The organism is Acetobacterium paludosum (assembly GCF_008086595.1).
Lineage (GTDB): Bacteria > Bacillota > Clostridia > Eubacteriales > Eubacteriaceae > Acetobacterium > Acetobacterium paludosum.
In genome coordinates, this window is record NZ_RXYA01000037.1 from 1 (window position 1) to 1,907 (window position 1,907).

General features: G+C 46.4%; 1 protein-coding gene. It reads right to left on the reverse strand.

What is annotated here, in order from left to right; translation table 11 throughout:
- Window positions 1-85: 85 nt before the first annotated feature.
- Entirely contained in the window at window positions 86-1,501 is a 1,416-nt protein-coding gene (gene ltrA, locus FZC41_RS17035) for a group II intron reverse transcriptase/maturase (protein WP_148568648.1), read from the reverse strand.
- Window positions 1,502-1,907 lie beyond the last annotated feature (406 nt).

A 1,907-nucleotide genomic window follows, 5' to 3' on the forward strand; every position in this document is an offset into this window, starting at 1 on the left:
AATCGGGTAGGAGGCTGACCATTAATTGATCAGCCGACCTCCCACACCACCGTACGTACCGTTCGGTATACGGCGGTTCCAAAGTTTACACAGCTACTTGCAGATAATAATCATAAAAATTGGGATATCCTGCCCGCTTCAGACGGTCATTCGACAGGGTTCTCAGCAAGATTGGGCTATGGGCGGTTCGCCAATAGCCTTTTCTTGTGTTTGCCCACATCCAAGCCCGATCTTCATCCAACCCCAATTTCTTGAGATTAATAAAGCGGGTTTTTATTTTCTTCCATCGTTTCCAGGTTAGCATCCGTATCCGGCTTCTCATCCATTCATCCAGCGGTTTCAGTATATTTTTCATATCTGCCAGCTTGAAATAATTGATCCAGCCCCGTACGATTTGCAGCAGCCTTTCTTTTCGTCTTTGAATTCCCATCCCGTTACTGCGTCCGGTAATCTGTCGGATTTTATCCTTCAGCTTCTGGATGCTCTGGGGGTGAACTCTCAGCCTTCCCTGTCCTCTAAAAATATAGAATCCATATCCGAGGAACTTCACTTTCGCGACGTTGGCCACCTTTGTTTTCTCCCGATTAATATGAAGAAACAGTTTTCCTTCGATAAACGGTGCGATATTTTCGAGGCTTCGTTCAGTGGCTTTCCTGCTTTTGCAGAAAATCATCAGATCATCAGCGTAGCGGACAAAACGGTGTCCACGACGTTCCAGTTCTTTATCGCATTCGTTGAGCATGATGTTCCCAAGTATTGGGCTGATTGGGCCACCCTGCGGCACGCCTTCCTCACTTCGCTCGAATACGCCACCTGTCATTATGCCAGCATTGAGATACTTGTGGATCAGGGAGATGACCCGACCATCTTTGATGGTTTCAGACAGAATCTGAATGAGTCGACTGTGATTGACGGTATCAAAGTACCTTTCCAGATCCATATCCACGACATATTTATATCCGTCGGTGATATTTTTCTGGCATTGTTTCAGGGCACCCTGTGCGCTGCGTTTGGGTCTAAATCCATAACTGTTGTCTGAGAATTGTTGCTCGAATATCGGCGTTAACACCTGGGTGATCGCCTGTTGAATCAGTCGATCCACAACGGTTGGAATTCCCAATTTTCGCATTTTCCCATTTTCTTTTGGTATTTCTACCCGTCTGACGGGTTGTGTTTTGTATTTTCCACTTCGGATGGCTTCAATGAGTTCATTCCGGTTTTCTTTCAGGTAGGGCAGAAGTTCATCCACCTGCATCCCGTCAATTCCACCTGCACCCTTGTTTTTCTTCACCTGTTTATAAGCCAGGTTCAGATTATCACGGGTTAGAATTCTCTCCATCAATCCATCCGTCTGCTCGCTTGTGTTGGTGATTTCGGTTTCAATTATCTTTGGTGATGCGCACACGTCTGCATATCTTTTCTGTTCCGCAGATATCTTTTGCAGATCGCCTTCATTTTGAAGTTTTCTGTGTTTTATTTTATCACTGACAGTAATTTTCATTGATCTTCACCTCCTCTGGTTCAGCCCTTCCTTCGACATCTGGAATGTCTCTGTACTATGGCTTCGGCTGACTTCTCACGACAAATCTTATTTCAACCATGCTTCATACGCTGTTTCCACACGTCCGTGAGATCTCCCCGGGTAAGAACGCAATCTTTCCTTCCATCTATCTGCCACATTTACACCATCAACTTCCGAGTAGTTTTGGGGCTTCGGTTTGTTAAGCAACCTTACCCATTTGATGATGCCTGATGTGATTTCTGTTCGTCAGACCGGAAGTTTGCCGCCGGCTTCCTTCAGATTCCCCGTCGCCGGGGACACCCTTGCCTTAAGCTATGCACTTGGCACTACCTACCTGTACTCGGGACTTTCACCCGTTAGATTGCGTCCATGCCGGGCGCACTTA